This window comes from Phocaeicola sp. RTP21359st1_B8_RTP21360_211022 (assembly GCF_040911965.1).
GTDB lineage: Bacteria > Bacteroidota > Bacteroidia > Bacteroidales > Bacteroidaceae > Phocaeicola > Phocaeicola vulgatus.
In genome coordinates this window covers 40,977-67,201 of sequence record NZ_JBDFXP010000002.1, presented here as the reverse complement: position 1 = coordinate 67,201, position 26,225 = coordinate 40,977, and the positions used below count along the sequence as shown (strand labels likewise).

Sequence of the window (26,225 nt, the reverse complement as noted above, 5' to 3'; positions counted from 1 at the left end):
GTAGTTATACATGTCAAATTCAATTTACAGGTAAATATTTCCGGCTTTTCTCCGACTTTTCAAATAGTCGAAGTAATGCCACTATTATAATAAGTATAAACCCATAAAAACAATTCGACATGAAAGGACAAAACAACAGGTCCTCTCTTTTTTTGAAGGGAGACCACATCTGCACCACTTCGCTACGGAACAGGATGTAGCGGAAGAATTTTACGAATTGCTCTCCGAAGCGAGGGAGCTTTATCTTCAAGACGTCATGGCAGGCGGCAAACGGTATGGCCGCTATGTGGATGACTTTATAAACAGTCACCGGTACATCGACTGCAACAGTGCGGTTTGCAGGAATTGCCATGAAATGAACATCCATATCATCAGAGGGCTGTTGATCGATTGCACAAGTCTCGTCAAAAGCCTCTTTACCGCAGAAACATTTTCTTTCGAGGAGTGCATGGCCTTGAAACGAAAGTACGACATTGCCGGAGTATGGTTCGGCTCTTCACGTATAGAAGATTCCAGAAACGATCCACCTCTCTCCTTCGGTTGTAATTTTTCCCGTGAACAGATGACAGGTATTGTGGCTTGCGCCAACGCTTATCATCTGTTTTGCGTTTCCACACTCCGCATCGAGGACATGGAAGCGCTTTTTGCCTGCAAGAAGGGCTTCTGCATACGTGTGAACAATATCCGCCATGTGGCGGTCCTGTTCGACGCGTTGCTCGAAAACACCTTCATCCTGCCTCACTGGCAGTCGGTTCTCGACAAGGGGCGGTTCCTGTTGTCCAAAGACGGCACAAGATACGTTACCGCTTCAAGCCTCTCGTCCGCCCTGTCTGCGGCGAGGAACAACATTACATCGGCAAACCTCGGCATACGAAAAGCCGTCAGCCGACTGAAAATATAACACGAAGTGCCAAAAAGCCAAGTATGTGAAAGATAAAACAGTGACAATTGCCGTGATACGTGCATAGTATCACGCCGGTATTTCCGGCTGTCCGGTTCACATCACATAACTTTGACCTCCGTTAGCGCGCTGCATAACGGAGGTAACTCTCCATTGTCTAATTTTAACATGTATTTTATGCAAAACAGAACAACATTCATGGAGCGGTTGAGCGAACGGCTGACCGCCATAGAAGCGGTTCTCAAGAAGTTGGAACCGGTGGAAGGTCTGTTGGAGCGTGTGGCTTTGCTGGAAAATACCATTTACACGACCAAGAAGGTCTTCACTTTTCAAGAGGCGTGCATGTATATCGGCGTGTCCGAAAGTATGTTGTACAAACTCACATCGAACAAGGAAATCCCGCACTACAAGCCTCGCGGCAAGATGCTCTACTTTGCGAAGGAAGAGCTGGACGCGTGGCTCTTGCAAAACTACGAACCTACGGTGGACGATGCCATGCGTATGGCGACGGAAGTGTCCGCAACCCAACCGTTCTTTAACCAGAAGCGCTATGGAAAACGAAAAAAGAACTGACCGTAACTCGTGGGCGGAGCTGGACGAGAACCGCCTGTCGGATATCCTCACGGCATCGCAAATAAAGGCCACGGACACCTACGAGACTCCGCCCCAGATTATATGGATTGACAACTCCACCATAGCGACGCTCGGTAATTTCAGCGCTTCGACGGGTAAGGCGAAGGCGAAAAAGACGTTCAACGTCTCGGCCATCGTCGCCGCGTCGCTGGCGGGCCGGCAGGTCTTGAACTATCGGGCGCACCTGCCCGAAGGCAAACGCAGGATTCTGTACGTGGACACTGAACAGAGCCGTTTCCATTGCCACAACGTGTTGGAACGCATTCTCCGCCTGGCGGGGCTGCCCACCACGACGGACAACGAGAATCTCGATTTCATTTGCCTGCGGGAATACACTCCTGCCGTCCGTATCGGGGTTATCGACTATGCCCTGCGTCAGAACAAGGGGTATGGGCTGGTCATCATAGACGGCATCCGCGACCTGATGCTCGACATCAACAGCACCAGCGAATCGGTGGAGGTCATCAACAAGATGATGGAGTGGTCGTCGAAATACGACCTGCACATCCATTGTGTGCTACACCTGAACAAGGGCGACAACAATGTGCGCGGGCATATCGGTACGGAAATGAGCAATAAGGCGGAAACGGTGCTGGTCATCACCAAAAGTGCGGAGAATCCCGTTATCAGTGAAGTTCATGCGCTGCATATCCGCGAGAAGGAGTTCAAACCGTTCGCCTTTTCCGTTGATGACGAAGGGTTGCCGGTCATGGTGGATAACTATTCGTTTGACGGCAGTGTAAGACCGAAAGCCCGGAGCAGCTTCATGGATTTGTCCATCGAACAGCACCGGGAGGCACTTTCCGCCGCTTTCGGGGACAGGCCCATCAAAGGTTTCGAGAACGTGCTGCAGGCCCTCATGGCTTCCTATGAGGCTATCGGGTTCAAACGGGGACGCAGCGTCATGATAAAACTGCTGCAATACCTGACGGAAAACCTGAAGCTGATCGTCAAACGGGACAAGCTCTTTTATTACGATGTGACCCCGACCGAAGCCCTGCTTTTCGACGAAGAATGCGAGGAAGCGGAAGGTGAAAAATAATTTAGTTTACTTTGGTCCGGGTATATATAGGAGAAAAACCAAAGTAAACTGTTTTTTGAAAACAAGTGAAAAGAAAATGACATGACCATAGCGGAAGCAAAACAACTGCGTATCGTGGACTATCTCGCCAGTCTCGGCTACCATCCCCAGAGTGTGATATCAAAACAATACTGGTATCTGTCACCGCTGCGCGATGAACGCACTCCGTCGTTCAAGGTCAACGACCGGCTCAACGAATGGTATGACTTTGGCGCAGCGACGGGCGGCGACCTTGTGGAACTGGGCAAATACCTGTACCGGACGAACAGCGTGAGCGAAGTGCTTGCCTGTATCGGGAGACATGAAAATGCTGCCCCGATACAAAGAGTGCGGATTCCGGGGACAACACCCCGTCCCGTCGAAGCTGACATGAAGGACGTGCTCGTCGTGCCGTTGCAGCACCATGCGCTACTCTCGTACCTTCATTCCCGTGGAATCGACGGGGACATCGGCCGCATGTTCTGCCGGGAGGTCCATTATGAATTACGTAAACGGCGCTACTTCGCTCTTGCCTTCGGCAACGCGGCGGGCGGGTACGAGGTGCGCAATCCTTATTATAAGGGCTGTATCCGGTGTAAGGACATCTCTGTCATCAGGCAATCTCATGGTGAAACACAGAACCGTGTTTGCGTGTTCGAGGGCTTCATGGATTTTCTCTCTTACCTGACGCTGAAACAGGCGGGTGATGATACGGTCTGCATCGACGCACCTTGTGATTACCTCGTGATGAACTCGGTGAACAACCTGAAAAAAGCATTGGAACACTTGCAGGTGTACGAGGAAATCCACTGTTATCTCGACAATGATCTCGCAGGGCAGAAAACGGAAGAGACCATCGCCGGCATGTATGGCGGGCGTGTACGCAACGAAGCACCCCGTTATCGCGAATACAAGGACCTGAACGATTACCTACGCGGAAAGAAACGGTAAGGCATCATCGTTACCCTTTCCCTTGAAAGCTCTCCTCCCGGAGGGCTTTTTTTATGCCCGATTTTTCTGCTTCGATACCTCAAAGTATGAAATTAAAGTTCAATTTTAGTGTTTCAAACTTATTTCTATGTAATAAAATACTGTTTGATATAAAGAGTTTTTGTTACATCAAATATAATATTTTTCTTTGCAACCGTACTTTCAAAGTTCAATTAAAGTTTAATTTCATACTTAAAAACAGATGGGTTCATACTTTATATTCGCCCTTGTACTGACGGTGCTGTACATCGTCTATTTCGCGGTCAATATCATCCGTGACCTGTATGGAAAGAAGGGAACGGAGAAGACTGACGAGGAAGTTTTCGACCTCGGTCCGATGGATTCCACGGAAGAGAGTGTCGAGGTTTCGGAGAACGAGACCGGGTTCAAAATCGGAAATGAAACATACGGCACGGAGACTGTACCTGCCGCTTCGCCTGCCGCCCAAAACGGCGACACCGGGAAAAAAGATGGAACAGCCAAGGATCGGCTCGAACGGCTGAAAGCCAAGGCAGAGGCACAGATGGAAAAGGTCGCACCCTACCTGTCCGACGGCTTTACCGACGAAGAGATGTATAAGGCAATGATTTCCAAAGGACGCTTGGACAACCGTCCCAGCCTGAAATGGAGACCGGTCAAAGATAAGCTGTAAGATGTCGAAAACGAAGAAGATACTATGTGCGCTTTGTTCCATCATCCCCTGTTCGGCTCTGGCGAAAAGTGGCAGCGTGAATTACAGTTGGGGGGCGGATGCGCTGGCGACGATGCACGACTACGTGGTAACGATGATGTTCTACGTCCAAGCTCTCTGTTGTGCCATCGCCGGGATTTGTGTGATTGTGTCCGGATTCCAGATTTACGTAAAGATGAACACGGGCGAGGACGGTATTACCAAGTCCGTCGTAACGCTTGTGGGCGCGTGCCTGTTCCTGATCGGTGCCTTCCTTGTCTTTCCTGCCTTTTTCGGCTATCGCATATAGAAACGGGATGCAGGAATGAGGTGCCGCCATAACGATTCGAAAGAACTGCAATACTTACCCTAAAATAAATAATCATGTTTCAAAAAACAAAAAGACAAATGAAAAGAATGTTTTCTGCTAAAAAGGTACAGATGCTCACACTGATGTTGCTGTGTGGCACGACGGCCGTCATGGCCCAAAACTCCGCAGGCGATTACTCCGCCGGTACGACCGCACTGGCGACCGTGACGGAGGAAATCGCCAAGTACGTCCCCGTCATGGTCAAACTGTGTTACGCCATTGCCGGTGTAGTGGCTATCGTAGGCGCTATCTCGGTGTACATCGCCATGAACAACGAGGAACAGGACGTGAAGAAAAAGATTATGATGATCGTTGGCGCATGTATTTTCTTAATCGCTGCCGCACAAGCACTTCCGATGTTCTTCGGTATCGGCGCATAACCCTCCCGCACGATGAAAGGCAAGGACGAACGCTATCCCGACTACCCGCTGTTCAAGGGCCTGCAACGGCCTTTGGAGTTCATGGGTATTCAGGGACGCTACATCTACTGGGCGGCGGGCGTTGCCGGCGGAGCCATCGTCGGATTTATCATCGCCTACTGCCTCGTGGGTTTCGTGGCCGGACTGGTCGTGCTGGTTGCGGTCGTCTCGACGGGTATTGCGCTTATCATGCTCAAACAGCGGAAAGGGCTGCATACCAAGAAAGACGGTCGCGGAGTGTATATCTACGCCCACTCGAAGAAACTGTGAGAAGAAAAGAAAAACCATCACGGGCAACGTGTGGTCTTGTTGAATGTTGAACGCGGGCCGGCCGCCTGAAATCCGGGTGGACCGGCCTTTTTTATTGTATTTTGAAATGACCTTGTACATCATTCTACTTTTTATCGCCTTGTGTGCCGGCATGGCCCTGTCGGTCTATGCGTTCGGTACCGGAGGCAAGCGTAAGCGTATCTTTCAGGACATCTATTTTTCTGTGGAAGATACGAACGGCGTGGGCGTGCTGTACACCAAGACGGGCGAATATTCAGCCATCCTGAAAATAGAGAATCCCGTGCAGAAATACTGTGCGAACATCGACAGCTACTACGAGTTCACGCACCTTTTCACCGCCCTCGCGCAGACGCTCGGCGAAGGATATGCCCTGCACAAACAGGACATCTTCATCCGGAAACAGTTCGAGAACGAGACGGGGGACAAACACGAGTTCCTCTCATCGGCCTACTTCCGTTACTTCAAGGGGCGTAACTATACGGACAGCGTGTGTTACCTGACCATCACGCAGGAGGCGAAGAAGAGCCGCCTGTTCTCGTTCGACAACAAGAAGTGGCGCGACTTTCTGGTCAAGATACGCAAAGTGCATGACCAGCTGCACGATGCCGGGGTACAGGCCAGGTTCCTGAACAAAGCCGAAGCGAGCGAATACGTGGACCGCTATTTCGCCATGAACTTCAAGGAGCGGATCGTGTCGATGACCAACTTCAAGGCGGACGACGAAACGGTCTCGATGGGCGACAAACGCTGCAAGGTATATAGCCTTGTCGATGTGGACTGTGCCGCACTGCCCTCACTGATACGGCCTTACACCAATATAGAGGTCAATAACACGGATATGCCCGTGGACCTGCTGGCTGCCATCGACAACATTCCGAATGCGGAGACGGTCGTCTATAACCAGATTGTCTTCCTGCCCAACCAGAAAAGGGAACTGGCCCTGCTGGACAAAAAGAAGAACCGGCACGCCAGTATTCCCAATCCGAGCAACCAGATGGCCGTGGAGGACATCAAGCGGGTGCAGGAGGTCATCGCGCGGGAAAGCAAGCAGCTCGTGTACACCCATTTCAACCTGATCGTCGCCGTACCGGCCGATACGGACCTGCAAAAATGCACGAACCACTTGGAGAATGCTTTCGGACGTATGGGTATCCATATTTCCAAAAGGGCGTACAACCAACTGGAACTGTTCGTGAACTCGTTTCCGGGTAACTGTTACGGCATGAACGAGGACTATGACCGCTTCCTGACGCTGGGTGACGCGGCGATGTGTCTGATGTATAAGGAGCACATACAGCACAGCGAGGAGACACCGCTGAAAATCTACTACACAGACCGCCAAGGCGTGCCGGTGGCTATCGACATCACGGGAAAGGAGGGGAAAAACAAGCTGACGGACAACTCGAACTTTTTCTGTCTCGGTCCTTCGGGCAGCGGCAAGAGCTTCCACATGAACTCTGTCGTGCGCCAGTTGTACGAGCAAGGAACGGACGTGGTGATGGTCGATACGGGTAACAGCTACGAGGGACTTTGCGAATACCTCGGCGGCAAGTACATTTCCTATACCGAGGAAAGACCGATTACGATGAACCCATTCCGCATCAATCGGGCGGAAATGAATGTGGAGAAGACGGGCTTCCTGAAAAACCTCGTGCTGCTCATCTGGAAAGGCTCGCAGGGTACGGTCACAAAGACAGAGGACCGCCTGATAGAACAGGTCATCACGGAGTATTACGACACTTATTTCAATGGGTTCGACGGCTTCACACCCCTGCAACGGGAGGATTTGCGTAAGGGGCTGCTCATCGACGACCGTAACCATGCCGAGAAGCAGGACGAGGACGAAGGAGAGCGGACCGGGCGTATCGAGCGCATGATCGACGAGATGGAACGCCGCCGTAAGGAGTTGAAAGTGGAAGAGCTGTCGTTCAACTCGTTCTATGAATTTTCCGTGCAGCGCATCCCCGACATCTGTGCCGAAAACCATATTTCGGGCATCGACATATCGACGTACCGTTACATGATGAAGGACTTCTATCGGGGCGGCAATCATGAAAAGACGCTGAACGAGAACATGGACAGTTCATTGTTCGATGAGACGTTCATCGTCTTCGAAATTGACAGTATAAAGGATGATCCTCTCCTGTTCCCTCTTGTCACACTGATTATCATGGATGTATTCTTACAGAAGATGCGTATCAAGAAGAACCGCAAAGTCCTGGTCATAGAGGAAGCGTGGAAGGCCATTGCCAGCCCGCTCATGGCCGAATACATCAAGTTTATGTACAAGACGGCCCGTAAGTTCTGGGCCTCGGTCGGCGTGGTGACGCAGGAGATACAGGACATCATCGGCAGCCCTATCGTCAAGGAAGCCATCATCAACAACTCCGACGTGGTGATGCTGCTTGACCAGAGCAAGTTCCGCGAGCGGTTCGATGAAATCAAGGCTATTCTCGGACTTACCGACGTGGACTGCAAAAAGATATTCACCATCAACCGGCTGGAAAACAAGGAAGGGCGCAGCTTCTTCCGAGAGGTGTTCATCCGCCGGGGGACGACCAGCGGCGTGTACGGCGTGGAAGAACCAAGAGAGTGTTACATGACCTACACCACCGAGCGGGCGGAGAAAGAAGCCCTGAAACTCTACAAGCGGGAATTGCGGTGCAGCCATCAGGAAGCTATCGAGGCGTACTGTCGGGATTGGAACGCCAGCGGTATCGGAAAATCCCTGCCGTTCGCCCAAAAGGTCAACGAGGCCGGGCGGATATTGAACCTTCATGTAAAACAATAACAATCAAATCATCAATTACAGAAAATGGAAAAGATAGACATCAGCCAAAGTGTGAAGACACTTGAGTTCGGGAGCAAATATGAAGCCCGTATCCAACGGATATTCCGTGAGTTCGACATCAAAACCATCCGGGATTTGTGCCAATGGCCCGGAAAGGACTTGGTAAGGGTACGCGACATGGGAAGAAAAAGCATCGAGGAAATAGAGGATGTTCTGGAAAGGTACAATCTCCGGTTGGGAATGCCCGGTAAGGAACTGGACGAATACGCCGGTATCGGAAATTCCGTGCAGGACGAGGAAGAAGAGGCGAAGTGGGAACAACGCAGGTACGAGATAGCCAAGGAGGTATTCATACACCACCGTCTGGTGGCAAATTCCGCCGTATATGAGGCCGACGAACTGATACGTGCACTAAGAGGCATGACGCGCCGTTGACGGGGGCTGTTTTTAACCGGGGAGGAATCCATGATGAAACGGCTGTCACTTATCCTTATGCTCCTGTCGCTCGTTGTCGTACAGCACATCCACGCGCAGTATTACAGCGTGAACTACGATGCGCGTACCGTGGCGGCAATGGCTACCGCTTTCGGTACGGAAGCCGTGGCGGAAAGCTATTACCGGGAGCAGGTCGATGACATACTCAAGCACTACAATGCGGCGGAAGTGGCCACGGCGGGGATTTTTGCCTCCAAGTTCTTGGAGCATAAAGCCTTTTCCGACCTCGGTATCTGGAACAGCAGTACGGAGAACTACTACTACCGCCGCATTTACCGCATGGTCTCGGAGAAGATCATACCCAAGATATGGGTGGTGGCGAAACTGATGCTCCGCTCACCGCAAACGGCTATCTACTGGGGCAGCTACCTGATGAAAATCTGCGACGAAACGAAAAGCCTGTGTATGCAGTTCGAGAGTGTAGTGACGAACAGCACGTTGGGCTTTTCGGACATCGTGTTTCTGGAAATCAACCGGAACATCGCCCCTCTGTTGAAACTCTCGGAGATAGGCGACATCGACTGGCAGCACATGCTGGACGACATCGCCAGCGTGCCGGGCAATTTCACCAAGGAGAACCTGCAACACGACATCGACAACCTCTACAACATGGGTGTCGGTCTCGCCTCGGCAGGTATCGGGAACATTGGTGACGCCCTGTTGCAAACCAGTTCGTTCCATGAGCTGATGGGCGGCAGGGTCAGCAAGGTCATCGACCTGTATGACCATTACGGTGCGCTCTTCGAGCAGGCGGAGCATGACCTCGGCGGCCTGCTGATTGACATGGTGGGCGGTGAGGACAACGTGGCGGGACTGTTCGATTTCAGCAACTACGACCTTACCTCCTGGATGACGGACTATCTGGACGAGACGGCGGGAAACTACTACACGCAACGGTGGTATATCGCCCGGCGTGAGCAAGGGAGTATCGCCTTGTGCGACTACTACCCGCCGACGGACGATAACAGCATACTGAACGGCGGCGAATGGACGCGTTTCGAGACAACCGATCCCGACTTTTATCCCAATGCCTCGCAACGGGAGCAGGCGCTCGCCAATTCGGAACGGTACGCCGGTTGGTCGAGAAGCCGGGTACAGCAGCTCAACAACCAGAATGACGGCTATACCTATAGTATCAACTACTGGCAGAACGGCTATATCATCAGCCGGGGCGGCAAACAGACGAAGAAGGCATACGCCTACGAAATCCATGTGAAGAAAAGCTGGAACCGGGAAGAGGTCGTCTATGAAGAGGTGTTCGATTCCTACTCGATGGACCTGAACACGTTCAAAGCCGGGCTTAACGCCCGACTCTCGGAGTTCAACGACAACGAGGAAGGTTATACCTATTATATAGCTTCTGACGCGCGGAACTATTATCAGGCGACGGACGCCGCGAAATTGCAAGGCTGCGAGAGCGTGACCATCAGTGTAACCTGTTCGGACGGGGCTACGCTCGGTCAGGGCACGACGCAGTACAAGTGCCGAACGTGCGGCAAATCCCTGAACGCCCATTCAAAGGAGTGTGCCATGCAGACCACGGTTACGGAGAACGAACTGGACTTGTCCGAGCTGGACGCCATGCTGCAGGAGGCAGAGAATCAGGTAGCCGCCATCCAGTCGCAAATCAACGCGTTGGAGAGCGAGAATGCCGACCTGCTGAAAAAAATCGCCGAGGCAAGCGTGGAAGATGCGGCGGTGTACCGGCAGCAGTACAACGCGAACAAGACACAGATAGACCGCCTGAAAAGCGAGCTGTCCGAATGGCAGAAGAAACAACGGGAATACACCGACGCGAAAACCGAGGCGGCGGGCGATAACGATGTGGCAACAGACGACTATTACCGCATACCGGCCATCATGCAGGACTGCAAGACGGCTTACAGCCTGTCGTGGCAGGACGGCGGGGCGTGGAACGGCTACACCTATGTCCGTAAGGCGACCATGCCGAACATCAACGGGGTCATCACGTTCAAGGCGACGGTCTCGATAGCCCGCAAACCGAAATATTTCCTCGGTATCAAGATACACCGTGCCATCGTGCAGATCAGTTGGGAACTGACCACGGAATACACCGACACGTATGTGGCCGACGTGCTGACGCTCGACCCTAACCTGTCGGACGCGGAGAAAACGAAACTGGTGAACGACCGTATTGCGGAGATTGCACGAGAGCATCCTTCGTGCAAGATCACGACGGAATATGCCCGTACCCCACCATTGGAAGAGACTCCGACCGGGGAGGTGTACCATCTGCTGTGGTCAAGCGACCGGCTCGAAATCGCACGGGAAGTGGATTCCCGGATTACGATGATATATGCCGACCTCGTGTCACTGGAGAAGATGATGCACTACAAACGGAGCATCATCGACGTGCTGAAGGACGTGCTGCCCGAATTGGATATGGACGAGGGACGCAGGCTGACGCTCGTGGAGGAATGCCACGAACGCTGGGTGGAGAATGCGCGGAACCTGCGGAGCGGAAACGGCAGGAACGGCAAAGGCAGCGGAAAGGAGGTGCGGCCATGAAACGTGCCCTGCTGATGGCAGTCGTGCTGCTGGCTCTCCTGCCCGGCATTGCCAAGGCGCAATGGACGTTCGACATCGTGTCGGTAGAAGCCTACATCAACGACCACAAGAAGCAACGCAGCCTGCTGCTGGCCCGCAGTACGCTGGAATACAGCAACAAGCTGCTGCACGAGTACAGCCGCAAAGAGGTCGGCGAGTACAAGGAACTGAATGTGGACTTGGACCGCTACACCCGTGCCTTCGACGTCATCGACGTGATGTACCAGTCCTTGCGGACGGTGCTGAACGTGAAAAGCACCTATACGGCGGTCAGCGACCGTATCGGCGATTACAAGAGACTGCTGGAGGACTTCAACGATAGAATCGTGAAACGGGGGCGCATCGACCCCGGCGATGCCGTGATACTGGCCATCAACGAAAAGGCAATACGGGACATCGCCGATGACGGGAAACAGCTTTACAAATCGGTCAGTGACCTCGTGCTGTATGCCACAGGGGCGGCAGAATGTTCGACCTCCGACCTGCTGATGGTGCTGGAAGCGGTGAACACGTCGCTGGACGACATCGAGCGGCACCTGAACCGGGCGTATATCGAGACGTGGCGGTACATACAGGTGCGCATCGGTTACTGGAAAGCGAAGATTTACCGTCCCAAGGTCAAGGAGATTATCGACGGGGCTTTCGGACGATGGCGCAAAGCGGGACGGCTGGATTATTAACGAACGATAAAAGGGAAAGAAGGCAAACTATCTACAGGTTAGAGTTTGACTTCCATGCCATCGACATCGGGAAATAAAAACAGAGAAAGAATTTTTAGTACAAACAAGCCTATTGGGATTATACCAAGGGATAAAAAGACATTCAGATTGATGCAATGGAAAAGATTGTTTTTGCAAAAGACATTACGTTATATAAGGCCGATTGTCTTGAAGTGATGCCTTTTCTTCCGGAATCAAGCATTGATTTGGTTTTATGCGATCCCCCTTTTGGAATTACAGCTTCACAGTGGGATAAAATAATACCATTCCCGGAAATGTGGAAAGAGATCAGGAGAGTCAGGAAAGAAAATGCACCTACGGTCTTATTTGGCAGCGAACCGTTCAGCAGCTTTCTACGCTGCGGCAATTTAGATGAATTTAAATATGACTGGGTTTGGGAAAAGTCAAAAGCAAGCAATTTTCTTCTCGCTAAAAAACAACCTCTAAAAGCACATGAGCTAATAAGTGTCTTTGGCAAAGGCAGAACCCCTTATTATCCAATCATGGAGGAAGGCGAGCCTTACGGGAACCGCACGAAGAGAGGAAGCAATTGGACAGGGATAAACAATGTACCCAATCCTACATTCAGGCATGAAAACAAAGGGACAAGATATCCACGAAGTGTGATATACTTCAAAACAGCGGAATCGGAAGGCAAAACGATTCATGTCAACCAAAAGCCGATTGCATTATTGGAGTATCTGATAAAAACATACACAAAGGAAGGAGATACTGTCCTTGATTTTGCTTCGGGGAGCATGAGCACCGCAATTGCCTGTATCTATACGAATAGAAAATGTATTTGCATTGAAAAAGACGAGACATATTTCTCGCAAGGAGAGAAACGAGTCAGGAATGAATACCAATATTTATGACAGTAAAGGAAGCTCAAAAAAAGTATGACTATACGATATAAATAACTGTAAAATAATGAATAACCGGAAATTAATATGAACAGAACTCTCTTACTCATGGCGGTTGCAGCAGTTGCAACGAGCGGTGTCAAGGCGCAGTCGGTTACTTACAACCATGACTCGCCGAAACAGAACCAGATTACGGTTATGGAAACCGGTACGGGCGCTCTGTCGCCCGAACTTTATTACACGCTGCTGCACAACAAGTACAAGAAGTCGGCGGCAAGCAAGAACAAACTGTCGTTCCGCACGCTGGCGGGTGTGAACCTGTACAACCAGACAGACGAGGCGGAAGCCATCGACTCGGCACTGGTCAAGCGGGCCGAAATCGAGGCACTGAATGTAGCCGACCGGCAGATTGACCTCGCGTGGCTGGCCGAGGGCGATAAGATAAACGCTCAAATGGAACGGCTTCAGCGCAACATCGACCGCATCCCCCTTGCCGGGGGCACAACGGACGACAGGGAGCGGTGGACGGAATACTACCACGTCTACCAGTGCGCCATTGACGCTACGAAGGACGCCTACATGCCCAACGCACAACGGAAGAAAGAGTACCTGCGAATCTACGAGGACGTGGTACGGCAGAACGAGATTCTGGTCGGCTACCTTGCCCGAAGACAGAACGCCACGGTTGCGAACGGGCTGCTGAATGCAACCGCCGACCGGAGACTGGACAAGGGCGGTATCGTCCGCGAGGCGATGGGCCGGTGGAACGAATCGCGTTCCGCCGTGCGAGGGGCGCAATCGGGCGGCGAAACTGATACGGGAGACGGAGACGAGACGGTAAACAGAAAGAACTAAAAACACACAACGTATGGCAGACGGAAATATTCTTTCGGATTTCGGTATCGACCTCTTGGAAGAGGAAATCGACGACGTGATTTTTCAGACCAACGAGTTTCTGACCGATGCGACCTTTACCGGCTCGCAAGGTCCCTTCTGGTGGTTAGCGCATTTTTGCACTTTCCTCCATTTGCAACTCTTTGCAAACCAACTACTTGCGAAATTTTGTTCCGCGAGACAAATCCCAAACGGGACAAAAACGGGACAAAATCACAGGAAAATAAAATCAAGAACGCTTCAAGCCCGACATCCCTTGTCGTGGACTTCTCTTTTCTGTGCAAAGGTACAATTTTGTCCCGTGAAAAACAAGCAAAATCCAGCAAATATGCTGCCTATCAAACATTTATACTACATGTGCATTTTCAGGAAGATACTGCAAGTGCTTCATGCACAGACTTGTGTTGCTTACTTCAAAGACCTGTTAAAATCCGTTTTATGCCATTTGTACACTACGGTATTGCCGCCGATGCGCATTGCCTTGGAACAGTGTACAACCCATCTGCCATTATCTGCAATGCGGAAATATGTGTTCCATCAGCAAATTGGTAAAAAATGCCACATGGCACAATGACCGGACAAAGCGACATATTCAGCGTTGTATAATGTATTAAAACTGTTGATTTTCAATATGATAAATGATTATAAATCAAGAATCTGACTTACCGATTTTACAAATCAAACCATATACATTTGCGGTCAAATTCGATTAACAAACCAATAATATACAACAGCATTATGACTGAAAACAGAACATCGAAAATGAATCTCGAACAGGAGCGAAAGATTGCGGAGCTTCAGGAACGGGTGAACAGACTGGAAAACCTTTGCTATGCGGCCAAGGAAGTGTTGAACTTGGAGGAAGCGGCGAACTTTCTCGGCGTTGCCAAAAGTACCCTGTACAAGATGACGCACCTGAACCAGTTGCCGTACTTCAAGCCTGCCGGGAAACTCATCTTCTTTGAGAAGCAGAAACTGATTGATTGGGTACGTGGTGCAAAATCGAAATCAGTTGATGAAATCAAAGAGGAAGCAGCCGCCAAGATTCAAGAAATGAACGAAAGACAATGATTTTTTAATTCACATCAAAAACAAATTGTAGTATGGAACAGAGTAAGAACATGGAACAGGCCGGAGCAGCTTCGGCTGTTCCGACTGAAAAGAAGAACGAGAGCCGCAAACGTGAGGTAAGCGGCAAGGATGCGCAAGTCATCCGTGTATTCTTGGAGAGTGTAGGTATCTACGAAGCGGACGCACTGCGTGTGAGCATAGCCATCGCTGACGGCAAGGCTACGGCAGAGAGCATTTCAGCGGATGACCGCCTTGCACTCAACCGCTATCTCAACAGCGGTACGGACAACGAACGGCTGACAGCGGACAATGCGCAGGAACATCGGTTGAACCGTGTGTTCGGGTTGCTGGAGCGTGTAACGGAGTTCTGCGACAAGCGGCAGTTGGTGACGGTCAACAAGGCGTTGCTTTCCATTGCGGTAAACGCCACGGACATCAGCCGTGCCGTATCGAGCCTTGACAAGCGGCCTGCACCCGGACAACCGTTTTCGGGCAACGCTAACGGCAACGGAGTAAACAAGTGACCGTATGCAAAAGGTGGAAGGTGTATGCTTGGTGTTCACGCAGCCTCTTTTTCTTCCCTTATTTCGGGACAGGACTTATTGACTGGCTTATATGTGTCTTTCGGCAAATATCTTTCCGCTTATGCACCATTCGGCAATGTGAAACCGTGCAGGGAACAACAAAAAGCAAGTCGGTGTTTCCATGCCGATACCTGCACGGCTTCATTCCATTCAAACAAGAGTAATATCACATTTATAAAGTCATAGATTTTATGGACAAGGAAACATACAGTTTCATGTACCCGTCAGGGATTGCTTCGTTCTCGTTCAGATTTTCCGACCGTGCAATGCGATGGCTGTGCGGAACAACGACCGATGACAACGGCAGGGAAACAGGCAACTTCACGTTGTTTGGCGACCTGTTGGCAAAGATGGCATTGACGGACGGCGCAGCCAAAGGCTTCCACAGACCGCTCATGCTTTCCGCAGGTCAGGCGCAGTATTCCGAGGAACGGCTTTCTTCGCAATGGGACATGGGCAGGAAGCGCATACGCAACCTGCTTGCCACGCTTACGGACATGGGGCTTATCGACACTTGCCGTTCAAGGGTGGCATCCGTGATGACCTTTCCGTGCCTAACCGGGTGGGAAACAGTGGACGGCGGTATTACATCAAACCCTTTAACCCACGAACAGAGGGAAGAATAAGAGCCGTCAGAGCCGAGCAGACAACGGTATAGCGCAAACAAACGCTTTCCGTTGTTCCATTCTCCGACATTTTGCTGGCACCAGCCTTTTTGGCTGTGGCAAGCGGACAGTTGGAATGGCATGGAGCGGTAGCGTTCAGTTTCGAGGTATGCCGAGGTATTACCGCCTTCGGACGGCAACACCCCGACGCCCTCGCAACAGTCCGGCAGACTGTTTTCCTTGCCGCTCGCAGGCTCGCACCATCCCTTTTGTAGTAAATGTTTTACGACCATTTTAAGAACTCTCGTTTATGGTACACGAAGAAGATACTTCCAATCAGAAGCAGGAACAAAAGAAGCCCGTTATAAGGCGCGACAAGGTTGTTGTCACCAAGGTCACGGAACAGGAGCTTTCCCAAATCAAGAGCACCGCCGAGCAATGCGGCATGACACGCAGCGACTTCATCCGTGCAAGGGCACTCGGCTACAAGCCACGGCAAAGGCTTTCCGACAGGGAACTGGACGGATTGCGTCAGCTTGCGGCCTGCCGCACGGACATGGTGAACTTCGCCAACGCCCTGCACGGGTTAAGCGACAACGAGAAGATACGCCTGTTCCGGCACGAAGAGACCATGCTCGAATGGTACGAGAAAGTGGCTCATGTCACGAACCATGTCGCCGACTTCTTGCAGTCCGCGCAGACAGTGAACAGCTATCCGGCAGGAACGACAAACCAAGAAACAAAGGAGGACGACGCATGATAGCCAACGCAAAGGCGGTAGCCCACGGCATAAGGGCGATGCTCTATGTGTCGGGCGAATCGAGGAACAAGAAACACCCCGAAAGGATAACGCGCATCTGCGACAACTTCATGCCGCAGGGCATGGACGCTACGGGTATCTGGACGGAAATGAAGTTCGCAACCATGAACCACCCCAACATCAAGAACAATGTCATCCGCATGGAGATAAGTCCGGCGATGGAACATACCGAGAACTTTACGTTGGACGATTGGCGGCAACTGTGGTACGACTTTGCGGCGGCTTTCGACGAGCAGGTAATCCGTGACAAGGACGGCAAAGTTGTTTCTCCACGCACCAACGTATCGGGCAGCAAGTCCTCCGTCTGGCTGCACGAGGAATCCAAGAGCGGCATACCGCACCTCCATGCCATCGTCTGCCGTGTGGACGAGGACGGGAACATCAACAACGACCACGCCATCCACCTCCGGGCGCAACGGGCGGCTGAAAAGGTTGCAAGGCAAAGGGGCTGGACTACCGCCATGCACATACACGAAACCAACATTCCACAGGTCAGTGCCGACTGCATGAAAGCCTTGCGCGAACTTGACAGATGGTCATGGGACGGTTATAAGGAACGGCTTGCTGACAAAGGCTACGAACTGCATCTGCGCAAGGACAAGAAGGACATGATACGCGGCTATGTGCTTTGCAAGGGCAACACAAGGTTCAAGGCATCGGAACTCGGAAAGGGGCGCAACCTGACCGCATCACGCATCAGGCAGACATGGGAGAAACTGCATCCCGAACAGGATAAACAGAAAACCAAACAAGCAAGCCCGACACCGAAACCGCCTGTACCCAATGCAGCAAAGCAAAAGCCACAGCCCGTTATACGGCAGAACAACACGGTTTACGAGGACTACACGGACTATAAGCCGAACCGCCAGCCCACGGAGTTCGAGCATGATGGCAAGACCTACAAACGCTATCTGCCCGACAAGGTGCTTGACTTCTTCAATGATGAGTTCGACTACCGAGAACTTACCAACTGGCAGGACTTGCAGAACTTGGCGATGGCTTACTTCACCCTTATAGCGTCACCCTATGAGGTGACATCCGGCGGCGGTGGAGGCGGCTCACAGTCCGACCTCAAATGGGGACGAGACCCGGAGGAAGACGAGATTGAATTTGCCCGCCGTTGTGCGCGTGAGGCTTTGCGCAGGCTCGGCACACAGAAGAAATCAGGAATGAAACGCAAATGACAAACCCAATAAACAACAACGGATATGAAACAACCCGATACCGCCGCCCTGCGTGAGCGGCTTGCCAATTATATGTCCGAAGAGGAACTGAAACAGGACTTGCAGGAGTTTGACGGACTGTTGCAGGAAGTCAATTGCCAAATGGTTGGACTTCGCAATCTGCTACATGAAATCCGTGCCCTGAAAGAAGAACTGCACGGCATACACGGCAGCTTGAAGCACACCGTCCAACGGGAACGGGCGGCTTTCAAGGCTCTGGAAGCGGCCAAGGAAAGTGCCGACAACATAGTGGACGGTATTAGCAATACCATTGTCAAGGCAGAGAAGCACACCGTCATCCATGCCAAGGTTGATGACTGTGAACTGGCTAAAGTAAACCAATGTTCAGCCCAACACATCAAGGCAGAAAAGAAACTTTTGGAGGAACACAGTAAAGAGTTAGCCAAACACCTCCAAAAGAATGAAGGTATTTGGCTGTCGAGTGGATGGCTCAGGTTCACGATACTAACACTGGCTATATGTTGCATTACCGTAATCCTATGGGCTTTATACAAATAAAATACGCTCTTACTTTCCCAAAGATTTGAACATTTTGCTGATGCAGCGTTTCTTTTGTTCCATGTTAGGATGAACGTAAAGGTCAAGAGTGGTTGAAATGTTGGAATGACCTAACAACACACTTACTGTCTTGTAGTCACATCCGGCTTCAATACAACGGGTTGCAAAGCTATGACGCAGCCCGTGATATTTCAGTTTGGGGATGCCGAGCTTTGCCATCAACCTATTATAGTAATTGCGGTACGTGCGTGGTTCGGTAGGATGTTCATCGTTGGTCAGCACATAGAAATCATCATTGACTACCTTTTTCAATGGCTTAATCATGGCAAGCAACTCTTTGTTCATGGGTATTTCACGACAGGAGTTCTTGGTTTTGGGTGTATTGATGACGACCTCCGTATGTTTTCTGCCGCCTTCGATGATATAGATACGCTCGATTGTGCGGCTTACCGTTATAGTTCCATCCGTCACATTGATGTCGTTCCACTTTAAAGCACAGACCTCGCCAATGCGTAAGCCTGTAGTAAGGCTGATATAAATGCCAAGCCCAGTAAAGGAAAAGTGCGTTTGGATATAGTCTAAAATCTTTCTATGATTATTGACCGAAAGCACTTCCAACTCATTACTCGATGAGCTTGTAGGATATTTGATGTCCCATTCATAATAGTTCATCCACTCATTTTTAACGCCGAACTTCATCACCATTTTGAGCACTATCAGTATGTCCTTGACAGTTTTGACACTCAATCCGCTCTCTAATTTCTGCAAGACAAAGGTCTGCACAGCCTGTTCATGGAGAGAATCATTATCTCCGAAATACGGGAGAACGTGGTTCTCCAGAATTAACACATATGCAGCCATCGTGGACTGCTTCACGTAAGGACGCTTGTACTCTTTCCAAGCTCCTGCAATTTCTCTAACTGTCTTATGAATCATGATTTCTAAATAATTGGTTCTTATAATTAGAGAAATATAGTATGTGATGTTCCGGCTTTGAGATTTCCGGAGTTTACGGAGGAGTGGAATTATGAATCATTGGACACAATTGCACCGAATATAACTTCGGGAAGGAGCAAACCATCTCTTGGCGAATATAATTTATACGGTTCAACAGGAATCATAGGAAAAACCGCAACTGCGGATTATTCCGGGGATATGTTATTGGTGGCACGTGTTGGAGCAAATGCTGGCTCATTACAATTGGTTAATGATAGTTGTGGTATTACTGATAATACATTAATAATAAAATCATGTAAACTATCCTCCCATTATTTATACTTCTATTTACAACACTATAATCTTAACAGATTAGTATTTGGTTCAGGCCAACCACTAATAACTGCCGGGATGTTAAAGAAAGTTAGAATACCTTTTGGCAATCAATTAGAGCAAAAGAAAATAGAGAACTTTTTGTGTTGTATAGATGAGCGTATTACTACCCAAAACAAAATCATTGAGAAACTGGAAACCTTAATTAAGGGGATTTGCAATAAGTCGTTATATACAGTTAATGGCACAGCTATTCAACTTGGAGATATTTTGATAGAGCGTAGAGAACGGACTGTAATAAATAATCAGTATGAAGTTCTAAGTTCTACCGTCAAGGGTATATTCTCACAACGGGAATACTTTTCAAAGGATATTGCAAGTGAAAATAATGTTGGTTATAAAATTATTCGTCTTCACGATGTGGTGTTGAGTCCTCAAAACTTGTGGATGGGTAATGTCAATTATAATGATAACTTTGAAGTAGGAATAGTATCCCCCTCCTACAAGGTATTTTCAATTGCAGAAAATTTAGACAAACGATATATTGCGACACTATTGAAAACACATCGTGCCTTATACAATTATATGCTCGTATCGGAGCAAGGAGCAAGTATAGTTAGGCGCAATTTGAACATGGAGGCTTTTGAACAGATTACATTCAAAATACCACCATTAAGCAAACAGGAAAAAATAGGTAATGCTATATCGATATTACAAGCCCGAATAACATCTGCCATAAGAATTAAAACAGCTTATGAGGCACAAAAACAATGGCTATTAACACAAATGTTTATATGAACATCTGTGACAGCAGACATTGTTTTTGTGATTGGTAACTGCTTAGAAAGCCTTTTTCTACATCAAGTTTGGAATGGAATGTTGTTACCATTTTCACCAAAGATTGTTGTTCTCTTATGGATATAATAGGGATTACGATTTCACAAAGACTTTCATACGATAGGCACAATCGGACACTTCCCTCCAAACGTTTCCCAACTTCAAATGAGAATGTGACTGTTTTGAAAAACAATTCAAGATATTCAGGCAATATATCCTTTGATGTGCGGAAACAAATATACATTGGGCTTACAATCCCGCACTCTTTGTCTTTAAGTCGTGCAATAGACCCCACATTTATTCGTGCTGGATTATAAGCAAAGTCGTTAATGTCCACTATTTTGTAATTGCTTGTGTCATCACTTGCAATAATCCTATCTTCAAACTGTTCTGACTGCTCAACAAAACCATGTTTATTGCTCACAGACAGTACGGGTAAATCTTTGCCCGTTTTATTGCGCTGTGAAATCTGTGTGATATAACATCCGAGTGTGTTAGATGTTGCAGCATGACTAAATGCCAATTCAACAATCCCCTTAATTAAGGATGATTTTAACGGCAATGTCAGCCATTGTTGAAATGATTTTATGCAAGCAAGGTGGAGTTCTGCTCAAATTGGGCGATGTCGGTTCTTTTATAAGAGGTTTAACCTATTCAAGTGAAGATATTGCAGAGGATATAAACGCCACGACTGTAATCAGAGCTAACAATCTGAATTACGGGAATAATGTGAGCAAGAAAGATGTTGTTTATGTCAATAAAAAGCCCACGGAAATTCAAATACTACGCAAAGGTGATATAGTAATTTGTATGGCGAATGGTTCTTCCTCACTTGTGGGTAAGAACTCTTACTATTCATTTGACGATAGGCAATCCACAATAGGCGCATTTTGCGGAATTTATCGCTCGTCACAACCGCTTGTAAAATGGCTAATGCAATCACAAAGATATAGGAGATTGGTGTACCAATCCCTACAAGGAGGGAATGGGGCTATTGCTAATCTGAATGGTGACGACATCTTAAATATGACTTTTTACGTAGTAGAGGACAAGAAAAGCGTATCTATATTATCTGCTCTTGTCCTGATAGAGAACTCTATTGCTGTAAATGAAAAACTACAAGAGTTATATTCTATGCAAAAAGAGTATCTGCTACAACATTTGTTCATATAAACAGTTGGCTCAATAGATATTCCTTTTGTTTAACGAAGTATTGCGTGATGGATATTTCACACGACACCTTTTCTTCTATAGCTGATAAAATTAATACAATCTTATTCTGTTGGGTTATTGTGGGTAATATAACAGGAAAGTGGAGTAAATCTTTCTTTTGTATATTGGGCAAACCTGACCCTATACGAAGTGCCATGATATTTTCCTCTTGCCATTTGAGGAAGTGATAGAGATATAAATCCGATGTTTCTTGGGGATGCAATATCTTCAATGAATAACAATGGCCGCCGCTCCAATAGGGAGAAGTGTTATATTGTACATAACCACAGGAATTACCACCCTCACTAATAGAAATTGTATTGGCTTCAGTATTGTATTTGTATAGCCATCCAGAGGGTAACGTTCCACCATTCATCACATAATAATCCCCTTGCTCCAACAATTCAGTGCCATTTACTTGCTTTCCTTTGACAACTTCAGCTACTTGGCCAAGCTTCAATGTTTGTGCAACAAGGCTTCCAAACATTTCTTGATAAATGGCTGACTTTAGTTTCTTCAAATCCTCAATGATTTTGTTTTGGGTAGCTATACGCTCGTCTATGAGCCTGAACAGTTCCGCTATTTTGGCACGCTCTGCATGGCTGTTGGGAAAATAGAAGTCAAATCCATTGAAATCTGATGTGGTTATCTGATTTATTCTTGCACCAAGGTTTTCTCCTACTTGTGAAAAATATCTTTTCGTGCTAAGTAATGGCAATATAAATGGATTATCTTTAGAACGATAAACCATCATAAATGCCCCAAATGTATTGTTGGCATCTTCTTTCTTTATTATGGCATTTTTTCCAATTAAACGTTGACTCCCGTTTCTTGCACATATCAAAATGTCGTTCTCCTTGGTTATGATTCTTTCTTTGATAGGCTTATTCACACGAACTAAATCTGAGTAATCAATTACCCCGTTTTTTATATTTGAAGAACGAAGAACTATTGTACCATTACTCTCTACAACATCAGACGGCTTATATGTTAAGCCTATAATAGTTTCTCCAATTTCACCTAACGACTGTTTGTGCCATTCGTCTGTAAACTCCGGGAATCGTAAAGCCGGAACATTAAGGACTTTATTTTCTTTATTATCTGCCATAGTTATTACTCTTTAATTTTGTTGATAAGTTCTGTTGCCGTGATGTCACGCATCAAGGTGAAACCAAACCATTTTTTACCTAAATCTTTGATGGATGCTCCTATGTGATACACTTCATCGTCAATAAGCAAAAAACGGTCGTGTGCTTTGTTGAATTGCTTTATTTCAATGGACGAATATTGTGCGTTATGACGGTCAACATCCAATTGGAACTGGTTACTAATTCGCTGTGTGTAGATAGTTGCTGTAACCCCGTTTCCCCTTTTATCAAGCAACGTAAGTACAGTGTCATCCACATAGTTGTCAATCAACACGATTGAGCGCTTGGCTTTTCGCATCAGATCAGACACAAAACGGTATGCATCAAACACTTGCCCATCATAGAAAATACCTTGTATTGGTGGAATATTCGCATCCAACCGTCTGAACACTTCATCAATGCGTTTGTCCGTCACTTCTTGATGCTGCTTCATTTCAAGCTGATGATATTCTATCGTTTCAAGCCGTTGAAACAGTTGGGCATTGGTAGCGATGAAGCGGCGCATGGATACAAAGGCATCCATAATCTTTATGCTTACAGCTATAGCCGTTTGACTGTGGAGAACGGTTGAAAGCATGGATATACCTTGCTCTGTAAAGACATAAGGCATAACCGAAGAATGTTTTAAGGAATTGAGGCGGTCGCAATTTGCGACCAGTTCATCCGTTTCTTCTTTTGTCAATTGAAAGCGGAAGCGTTCAGGAAACCGCTCAATATTACGGCGAACTTGCTCATTAAGACGTTTGGTTTCAACACCATAAAGAATAGCTAAGTCACGGTCAACCATAACTTGCATCCCTCTTACATTCATAATAAGTTGCGCAATCTCTTCCTGCCCGGAGAACTGATGTTCCGCAGCCAAAGGTAACTGGTCGCAATTTGCGACCGGTTTACTTGCTTTGCCCTCTATTTTTTCCCTTTCTTTAGCCATAGCTTACAAATCTTGAAGTCGCAGATTGCGACTTCAAATGATTATATCTAATTATATAATTCCCAATTCTTTCAAATACACATCAATCTCCTTATCCAGTTCAGCACGTTTGGCTTCCAGTTCCTTGATTTCAGACATTACCGCTTTGATGTCAATCGGTTCTTCTTCCTCAAAGGTGTCCACATAGCGAGGGATATTCAGGTTATAATCATTGTCGGCTACCTCTTGCAGCGTGGCAAGGTGACTGTACTTTTCTATTTCCTTGCGGTCACGGTAGGTTTCGATTATCTTTTGAATGTGTTGCGGACGGAGCTTGTTTTGGGTCTTGACTTTTTCAAACTCCTTGCTTGCATCAATAAACAGAATGTTGTCATCCTCCTTACGGCATTTCTTCATCACAAGGATGCAAGTCGGTATGCTCGTACCATAAAAGATGTTGGCAGGCAAACCGATGATGGCATCAATATAATTTTTCTTTTCGATAAGGAAGCGACGGATTACGCCCTCGGCATTGCCACGGAACAGTACGCCATGAGGTGCAACGCAAGCCATTGTACCGCCCTCATTCAAGTGGTATATCATGTGGAGGATGAAAGCATAATCGGCGGTTTTCTTCGGTGCAAGCCGCCCTGCCTTGCTGAAACGGTCATCGTTGTTGAACTTGTCAGCGGCACTCCATTCTGCGGAGAACGGAGGATTTGCCACTACCGCATCAAACTGTGTATCGCCAAAGGCATCCCATTCCAATGTATCGCCGTTCTCTATCTTAAAATTGCTGAATTTGATACCATGCAATAGCATATTCATTCGGGCAAGGTTGTAAGTGGTCGGATTCTTTTCCTGTCCGTAAATATCCACTGCATGACCTACCTTTGCCGCACGGAGAAGCAACGAGCCACTACCGCAAGTCGGGTCATACACATTGCGAAGCCGTGCATGACCGATAGACACTATCTCTGCCAATATCTGACTGACTTCTTGCGGTGTGTAAAATTCTCCGGCTTTCTTTCCGGCTCCTGCGGCAAACTGCCCAATCATATACTCATAGGCATCGCCAAGAATATCTATTTCTTCCGATGCCTCCACACCAAACTTGATGTCATCCAAAGCCAACAGCACATTGCTGACAAGCGTGTTCTTATCCTCTGCCGTCTTGCCAAGTTTAGGGGAAGCAAGGTCTATATCCGAGAACAGACCGCCAAAATCTTCCTCGCTGTCATGCCCCAACGTGCTATCCTCAATGCGTTTCAACGACCGTTCAAGGATTGGCAATATATTCTCTTTCTTCTTGATTCGGTCAATCACGGATGAAAAGAGGTAGGTCGGTTCTATGAAATAGCCGACACCTTCCAAACATTGCTTTTTCAGTTCTTCTTGCAGTTCGGCGGCATCTTCATCTTCCATAGTCCACAAATCCTTGAATGACACTTCATCATCCACCAAGGCATTGTTAGCGTATGCCTCTATCTTTTCAGACAGGTATTTATAGAAGATAAAGCCCAATGTGAAATACATGAAATCACTGGCCGACATATTACCACGCAGCTTGTTGGCGACTTCCCAAAGCTGGTCACGGAGTTTCTGTTGTAATTCTTCGCTCATATCTATTTTAGTTCTTTAATTTCATACCCAAATTTATTCGCAAGCTCAAATATCTTGTCTATATTATTTTTGCCATGTTGAGTTGATACAAGAAATTTGACACCATCACAGCTCTCAAGTACATCATGTTCAAACCACCTTGTATCTTTCTTCTTGTCTTTTGTTTGCCGTTTCCAATCATCAACCTCTTTAACAGTTTTAATCAATTTCTTGGGCAATATGGCAATCAAATCCTGATAACAAATTTGATTTTCTTGGACATAACAACGTATAACCTCTAAAGCCAATTTACCTTTTCCAAAAACACCATTTCCATTAAGGGAGTATTTTGTATAATCCTTGTCTTTATTATGTGCATCTTGATAAACGACCGAACCACTATTATTTGAAATAGGTCTGTTATCAGTATATTCAGTTATAACCGCATCGTCTATAGTTAGTGCTATCTTTTTAAAGATTTCCAGTGCCCTTTGCGGATTGACATTGAAAAATTCTCTATTTCGACGAATGCGAAAATCTGTAAGACTGTCTATTAACTCATGTACAAGCTTTTCTACCTCATTGTATTTTATAGTTCTGATTGTAGCATATATTTCAAACGGCAAAGGTACAGCTGTATTATCGAGTTCCTTTGAGCGTACATCAACAGGACGTGCGCTTTTGCCAATCTTAACCCAATCCTCACGAAAACTTGGATTCGTGAGGATATATACAAAACCCGGTTCTCTTACCTTATCCAT

The 26,225-nt window shown here is 47.9% G+C and carries 30 protein-coding genes; 24 read left to right on the top strand and 6 right to left on the bottom strand.

The features are described 5' to 3' along the window. Window positions 1-256: 256 nt before the first annotated feature. The 22 genes from AB5062_RS01215 to AB5062_RS01110 all read left to right on the top strand — a co-directional run bounded on the left by AB5062_RS01215 (window position 257) and on the right by AB5062_RS01110 (window position 18,486). Window positions 257-901: a hypothetical protein gene (locus AB5062_RS01215; protein ID WP_044301893.1), complete on the top strand. Its 645-nt coding sequence runs from the start codon at window positions 257-259 to the stop codon at window positions 899-901. A 198-nt stretch (window positions 902-1,099) separates the two neighbouring features. After that, a complete protein-coding gene (locus AB5062_RS01210) occupies window positions 1,100-1,474 on the top strand; it encodes a helix-turn-helix domain-containing protein (protein WP_004294465.1) in 375 nt (124 codons plus the stop codon). Beyond that, entirely contained in the window at window positions 1,452-2,576 is a 1,125-nt protein-coding gene (locus AB5062_RS01205; RefSeq protein ID WP_007569240.1) for an AAA family ATPase, read from the top strand. Before AB5062_RS01210 ends, AB5062_RS01205 begins: the two co-directional genes overlap by 23 nt. Before the next feature lie 81 nt (window positions 2,577-2,657). Further along, window positions 2,658-3,545: a toprim domain-containing protein gene (locus tag AB5062_RS01200; protein ID WP_007569241.1), complete on the top strand. Its 888-nt coding sequence runs from the start codon at window positions 2,658-2,660 to the stop codon at window positions 3,543-3,545. Window positions 3,546-3,786: 241 nt separating this feature from the next. Continuing rightward, on the top strand, window positions 3,787-4,236 hold the full coding sequence (locus AB5062_RS01195) for a hypothetical protein (protein ID WP_007569247.1): 450 nt from the start codon (window positions 3,787-3,789) through the stop codon (window positions 4,234-4,236). Between the two features lies 1 nt (window position 4,237). Then, window positions 4,238-4,564, top strand: a complete 327-nt coding sequence (locus AB5062_RS01190; protein ID WP_004289321.1) for a DUF4134 domain-containing protein — start codon at window positions 4,238-4,240, stop codon at window positions 4,562-4,564. A gap of 74 nt (window positions 4,565-4,638) precedes the next feature. After that, window positions 4,639-5,004, top strand: coding sequence for a DUF4134 domain-containing protein (locus tag AB5062_RS01185; RefSeq protein ID WP_007569248.1), 366 nt, complete (start codon window positions 4,639-4,641; stop codon window positions 5,002-5,004). Window positions 5,005-5,016: 12 nt separating this feature from the next. Beyond that, on the top strand, window positions 5,017-5,313 hold the full coding sequence (locus tag AB5062_RS01180) for a DUF4133 domain-containing protein (RefSeq protein ID WP_007569249.1): 297 nt from the start codon (window positions 5,017-5,019) through the stop codon (window positions 5,311-5,313). A 106-nt stretch (window positions 5,314-5,419) separates the two neighbouring features. Beyond that, window positions 5,420-8,125 (top strand): DUF87 domain-containing protein, encoded by a 2,706-nt coding sequence (locus AB5062_RS01175; protein ID WP_080783882.1) that lies wholly within the window; start codon window positions 5,420-5,422, stop codon window positions 8,123-8,125. A gap of 24 nt (window positions 8,126-8,149) precedes the next feature. Then, complete coding sequence (locus tag AB5062_RS01170) at window positions 8,150-8,560, top strand: DNA-directed RNA polymerase subunit alpha C-terminal domain-containing protein (protein WP_007569251.1); 411 nt, start codon at window positions 8,150-8,152, stop codon at window positions 8,558-8,560. Between the two features lie 33 nt (window positions 8,561-8,593). Continuing rightward, the gene (locus AB5062_RS01165; protein ID WP_032587840.1) at window positions 8,594-11,149 is read left to right on the top strand and encodes a hypothetical protein; all 2,556 of its coding nucleotides are present in this window, start codon (window positions 8,594-8,596) and stop codon (window positions 11,147-11,149) included. Next, on the top strand, window positions 11,146-11,868 hold the full coding sequence (locus tag AB5062_RS01160; RefSeq protein ID WP_007569256.1) for a hypothetical protein: 723 nt from the start codon (window positions 11,146-11,148) through the stop codon (window positions 11,866-11,868). The genes AB5062_RS01165 and AB5062_RS01160 overlap by 4 nt, the downstream gene beginning before the upstream one ends. A 155-nt stretch (window positions 11,869-12,023) precedes the next feature. Then, a complete protein-coding gene (locus tag AB5062_RS01155; protein WP_007569258.1) occupies window positions 12,024-12,782 on the top strand; it encodes a site-specific DNA-methyltransferase in 759 nt (252 codons plus the stop codon). 75 nt (window positions 12,783-12,857) lie between these two features. Continuing rightward, window positions 12,858-13,625 carry a DUF5045 domain-containing protein gene (locus tag AB5062_RS01150; protein WP_007569261.1) on the top strand — a complete coding sequence of 256 codons (768 nt, stop codon included), beginning with the start codon at window positions 12,858-12,860 and terminating at the stop codon, window positions 13,623-13,625. Window positions 13,626-13,638: 13 nt separating this feature from the next. Continuing rightward, on the top strand, window positions 13,639-14,238 hold the full coding sequence (locus tag AB5062_RS01145) for a hypothetical protein (protein WP_032570778.1): 600 nt from the start codon (window positions 13,639-13,641) through the stop codon (window positions 14,236-14,238). A 188-nt stretch (window positions 14,239-14,426) separates the two neighbouring features. Next, window positions 14,427-14,735, top strand: a complete 309-nt coding sequence (locus AB5062_RS01140) for a helix-turn-helix domain-containing protein (RefSeq protein ID WP_032570780.1) — start codon at window positions 14,427-14,429, stop codon at window positions 14,733-14,735. Window positions 14,736-14,767: 32 nt separating this feature from the next. Continuing rightward, complete coding sequence (locus AB5062_RS01135) at window positions 14,768-15,259, top strand: hypothetical protein (RefSeq protein ID WP_032570781.1); 492 nt, start codon at window positions 14,768-14,770, stop codon at window positions 15,257-15,259. 275 nt (window positions 15,260-15,534) lie between these two features. Continuing rightward, window positions 15,535-15,945, top strand: coding sequence for a hypothetical protein (locus tag AB5062_RS01130; RefSeq protein WP_261386110.1), 411 nt, complete (start codon window positions 15,535-15,537; stop codon window positions 15,943-15,945). Between the two features lie 95 nt (window positions 15,946-16,040). Further along, window positions 16,041-16,199 carry a hypothetical protein gene (locus AB5062_RS01125; protein WP_153880964.1) on the top strand — a complete coding sequence of 53 codons (159 nt, stop codon included), beginning with the start codon at window positions 16,041-16,043 and terminating at the stop codon, window positions 16,197-16,199. 35 nt (window positions 16,200-16,234) lie between these two features. Continuing rightward, window positions 16,235-16,684: a hypothetical protein gene (locus AB5062_RS01120; RefSeq protein WP_032570785.1), complete on the top strand. Its 450-nt coding sequence runs from the start codon at window positions 16,235-16,237 to the stop codon at window positions 16,682-16,684. Further along, window positions 16,681-17,928, top strand: coding sequence for a hypothetical protein (locus tag AB5062_RS01115; RefSeq protein WP_032570787.1), 1,248 nt, complete (start codon window positions 16,681-16,683; stop codon window positions 17,926-17,928). Before AB5062_RS01120 ends, AB5062_RS01115 begins: the two co-directional genes overlap by 4 nt. Window positions 17,929-17,952: 24 nt before the next feature. Then, window positions 17,953-18,486 (top strand): hypothetical protein, encoded by a 534-nt coding sequence (locus tag AB5062_RS01110; RefSeq protein ID WP_032570789.1) that lies wholly within the window; start codon window positions 17,953-17,955, stop codon window positions 18,484-18,486. Window positions 18,487-18,495: 9 nt separating this feature from the next. Here AB5062_RS01110 and AB5062_RS01105 read toward each other — a convergent pair whose 3' ends face one another. Continuing rightward, window positions 18,496-19,422 (bottom strand): site-specific integrase, encoded by a 927-nt coding sequence (locus AB5062_RS01105; protein ID WP_032570790.1) that lies wholly within the window; start codon window positions 19,420-19,422, stop codon window positions 18,496-18,498. 57 nt (window positions 19,423-19,479) lie between these two features. Here AB5062_RS01105 and AB5062_RS01100 point away from each other — a divergent pair, with 57 nt between their 5' ends. Beyond that, window positions 19,480-20,553 carry a restriction endonuclease subunit S gene (locus tag AB5062_RS01100; RefSeq protein ID WP_368326829.1) on the top strand — a complete coding sequence of 358 codons (1,074 nt, stop codon included), beginning with the start codon at window positions 19,480-19,482 and terminating at the stop codon, window positions 20,551-20,553. Here AB5062_RS01100 and AB5062_RS01095 read toward each other — a convergent pair. Then, a complete protein-coding gene (locus AB5062_RS01095; protein WP_138274588.1) occupies window positions 20,546-21,115 on the bottom strand; it encodes a restriction endonuclease subunit S in 570 nt (189 codons plus the stop codon). The genes AB5062_RS01100 and AB5062_RS01095 overlap by 8 nt on opposite strands. A 23-nt stretch (window positions 21,116-21,138) precedes the next feature. Here AB5062_RS01095 and AB5062_RS01090 point away from each other — a divergent pair, with 23 nt between their 5' ends. Next, complete coding sequence (locus AB5062_RS01090) at window positions 21,139-21,765, top strand: restriction endonuclease subunit S (RefSeq protein ID WP_196245701.1); 627 nt, start codon at window positions 21,139-21,141, stop codon at window positions 21,763-21,765. Here AB5062_RS01090 and AB5062_RS01085 read toward each other — a convergent pair. From AB5062_RS01085 to AB5062_RS01070, 4 genes are read right to left on the bottom strand one after another with little or no spacing between them, the layout of a single operon-like run. Then, a complete protein-coding gene (locus AB5062_RS01085) occupies window positions 21,758-22,912 on the bottom strand; it encodes a restriction endonuclease subunit S (protein ID WP_146293858.1) in 1,155 nt (384 codons plus the stop codon). The two genes, AB5062_RS01090 and AB5062_RS01085, sit on opposite strands and share 8 nt — an antisense overlap. A 5-nt stretch (window positions 22,913-22,917) precedes the next feature. After that, complete coding sequence (locus AB5062_RS01080; protein WP_032570791.1) at window positions 22,918-23,883, bottom strand: ORF6N domain-containing protein; 966 nt, start codon at window positions 23,881-23,883, stop codon at window positions 22,918-22,920. Between the two features lie 51 nt (window positions 23,884-23,934). Further along, window positions 23,935-25,485, bottom strand: a complete 1,551-nt coding sequence (locus AB5062_RS01075) for a type I restriction-modification system subunit M (protein WP_032570792.1) — start codon at window positions 25,483-25,485, stop codon at window positions 23,935-23,937. Window positions 25,486-25,487: 2 nt separating this feature from the next. After that, window positions 25,488-26,225 (bottom strand): GIY-YIG nuclease family protein, encoded by a 738-nt coding sequence (locus tag AB5062_RS01070; RefSeq protein WP_032570795.1) that lies wholly within the window; start codon window positions 26,223-26,225, stop codon window positions 25,488-25,490.